Annotated in this window: 3 protein-coding genes and 1 pseudogene; all 4 read right to left on the bottom strand. The window is 45.9% G+C overall.

All coding sequences use genetic code 11. The features are described from left to right. Nucleotides 1-545 (bottom strand): AarF/UbiB family protein (locus MHN01_RS22680; RefSeq protein WP_239413606.1); only part of this gene is annotated, 545 nt, incomplete at its 3' end. 356 nt (nt 546-901) lie between these two features. Beyond that, nucleotides 902-1,141: pseudogene (locus tag MHN01_RS22675) on the bottom strand (endonuclease III); the annotation flags it as partial. Nucleotides 1,142-1,288: 147 nt separating this feature from the next. Then, on the bottom strand, nt 1,289-1,627 hold the full coding sequence (locus MHN01_RS22670) for a cytosolic protein (RefSeq protein WP_239413605.1): 339 nt from the start codon (nt 1,625-1,627) through the stop codon (nt 1,289-1,291). A gap of 358 nt (nt 1,628-1,985) precedes the next feature. Continuing rightward, the gene (locus tag MHN01_RS22665) at nt 1,986-2,984 is read right to left on the bottom strand and encodes an NADP-dependent oxidoreductase (RefSeq protein WP_239413604.1); all 999 of its coding nucleotides are present in this window, start codon (nt 2,982-2,984) and stop codon (nt 1,986-1,988) included. Nucleotides 2,985-3,074: the final 90 nt, after the last annotated feature.

Here is a 3,074-nt window from a genome sequence, read left to right as displayed (position 1 = left end):
TGCTGTTTGGCTTCTTTAAGCAGTGTCGTGATGTCGTAGTCCCTTGGAATCAGGCGTAATAGATTGAACAGCGCCGCAATATTGTCGACGTCACTATCGATACTTTTTCGAATCCCGGGGTACTGCACCTTGATCGCCAGATGCTGACCATCCTTGGTGGTGGCTTCGTGCACCTGTCCGATGGAAGCAGCAGCAAGAGGCGTGAATGAAAACTGCTTGAAAGCATCTTCCCACCTCTTACCCCAGGCGCCTTCCAGCACCTGCGCCACCTGACCCTGCGGCATGGGATGCGCGTTCTCACGCAGGGTGGCCAGAATCTCGGTCAGCACCGGAGGAAGATACTCACCCGCCTCCATCGAGAGCAGTTGGCCGACCTTCATCGCCGCGCCGCGCATCTCAGACAATCTGTCCGCCAGCCGCATGGCATTGGCCGGTGTCAGCAGTAAATCGTTTGCTTTCAGTGGTTTGTTGTCAGCCAAGGCCGATGCGCCATCGCTGAGTACCTGCACGGCAACCCCACCGAGCAGACGGCCGATCTTCAGCAAGCGGCTGGCTCGATTTATCGGAACCGGTATCTCTCTAGCCATACCGTTACATGACCTCCAACATTAGAAATATCACCTTCTCCTAATATTAGAGGATCTATGCGTAGGGCCGCTTACTCAACAACATAAAAATGCAGAGCAACATCCGCGAATTGTCGATTGGAGTTCAAGCTGTTGGATAAGTAGGTTAGGAATGGGCCCTTGAAGTTAATACTGTGCAGGCGATTATTATGGGGAGGTTTACAAGGTGAGCTAGGGGAGGCGATGTTGATGGCGGGTATCTATAAGATCAGGTCACATCACGTTAGTTCTAACACAGTGTCAGTCTGTATGAGTCACTACAACAGTTTGAGCTTCTAATCACTGGTTTTTTCTTTGAACTCACAGAGATCTTCAATGATACAGCTGCCGCACCTTGGCTTGCGTGCTATGCACGTGTACCTTCCGTGAAGGATTAACCAGCGGTGCAGGTTGAAGAAAAACTCAGTTTTCCTTGGAGTTAATCTGATAATGCTTTGTTCAGTTTCTTCAACCGTCTTGCCCTTTTCATATCCAGTCCTGTTGCACACTCGTTGTATATGAGTGTCCACCGCAATAAAGTATCTACCTTCATTATCTTTTAGCCACACAATCATTTTGTGCAATGATAAGCTTGCAGCTCAGTGTGAGTAGCACCTGGCTCGCTTTTGCTCCATTCCTTGCTAGGGATGCCAATTCGCTGATTTCAACTTACTGAATAATTTTCAGTCCATTCGGGTAATAAAGGTTTGCTCGTCATCCACAAAAGCCACAAAGCCGCCGTGATAGATAAACACCCGACCACGCCCCTCAACTAGGCAGGCAAGCTGTGGGTTCAAATCTTCTTCGTTATCCTGGCTTTGAAAGGTGCCGGTATCGGTGATTACGCCGATGAGTGTAGGCAAATATCCATAAGTTCGCTTGGCTTGATCAATCAGGTTCAATTCGCTGGCGGTAGAGAAGCAAAAGGGGATCGCACCGGCTTCTTCGATAAATATAGTTTTCAGTTCTTCAAAAGCTGTAATCACCAGCCAGTCGATGCCGTTAACATGATGGATAAACATAGAGTTTCTCGTTAATTCTGATACGGAGATTTTATCACTATCAGGAGCAGAACGTAGTAGAGATTTAGTTGCTAAAGGCGGTAATTCTGTGCCATTTCCGGACATTCACTAGGCCAACTTGAAACACGTTTTTGTCCAGCAGTGAGCTACATAAAAGTTACAGATCTAATATTTTAAGGTGTATGTCATCGTTATCTCCAAACCAAGCAGGAATTTGATGTCTCTTTGCTGAGGTTATTGGTTGTTTACATCTGATAAAGTCATTTGGTGATCAAATGCTTAGGTGGGTATTTATAACTTATATTGCCTAAGGTACAGGGCACGTTGTTATTTATATGCCCTGTCCATAGAATCCAGATTACAGTTTTACGATCAACTTACCTTTGTTCCCACCTGTGCTGAACAAGTTTAATCCGGAGATGGCAGATTCCAATCCGTTTAATACGTGCGAGCGGTGTTTGATTTTTCCTTCTAGTACGTATGGCGCAAACTTTTCCAACAGAGCCGGTGCATTATGGAAGTGATCTGTCATTACGAAGCCCTGAATGGTTAAACGCTTCTTAATAACGTTAATCCAGCTTGGAGCTGAACTGTATTCCCCTTTTTCATAATCTGCGATCAGGCCACAGACAACAATACGACCATGTTCATTCATTCTGTTGTAGATAAGGTGTTGAATGGGGCCTCCGGTGTTTTCAAAAAACAGATCAATACCCTTGGGCGCAAGTGCAGCCAGGTGGGTGTCTAAGTTATCTGACTTATAATTGATGGCACCATCAAAACCTAACTCATTGACGATCCAGTCTGCTTTCTCTTCGCTGCCTACAATTCCAATCACACGCAGGCCATCTGCTTTTGCCAATTGGCCGACAATTGAGCCAACAGAACCAGCAGCACCGGTAACAACAAGGGTTTCACCCGTTTTGGGTTTGCCAACATTGTAGAAGCCTTGGGTAGCGGTTAGGCCGGGCAGCGCAAAAACGGACAGAATATCAACATCAGGCAGTGGGGAGTCTACTTTATCCAGACCTTCGCCATTGCTTAAGAAGTATTCCTGCCAGCCCATCATACCGGTTACACGATCGCCGACATTAAAGTCAGAATGGTTGGACTCAACAACTTCACCAATGCCGAAGCTGCGCATAACTGTACCTAACTCTACCGGTGGAATATAGCTTTCTGTATCTGCGCTCATCCAACCGAACATAGCTGGGTCAAGGGACATATAACTCTGTTTAACAATTAATTCGCCCGCTTTGGCGTTTGGCATATTCAGCTTTACTGTCTGAAAGTAATCTGGGCCAACAGGGCCTTTTTCATGGTGTTTGGTTAGGTTAATGGCGGTATAGGTTGTCATAATCAATATCCTCTATTTTTGATTTTGCCTTTATCACTGTTAGTTGACTAAGTGGTGATTGAAACAATAGAAAAATATTAAGTTGTATTT

Source organism: Photobacterium sp. OFAV2-7 (assembly GCF_022347985.1).
GTDB lineage: Bacteria > Pseudomonadota > Gammaproteobacteria > Enterobacterales > Vibrionaceae > Photobacterium.
Note: the sequence above shows the minus strand (reverse complement) of the source record. Positions and strands in the feature narration are given on the sequence as shown.

Coding starts and splice junctions, on each gene's coding strand:
- MHN01_RS22670 (WP_239413605.1), bottom strand. CDS start 1,627: ATGTTTATCCATCATGTTAACGGCATCGACTGGCTGGTGATTACAGCT.
- MHN01_RS22665 (WP_239413604.1), bottom strand. CDS start 2,984: ATGACAACCTATACCGCCATTAACCTAACCAAACACCATGAAAAAGGC.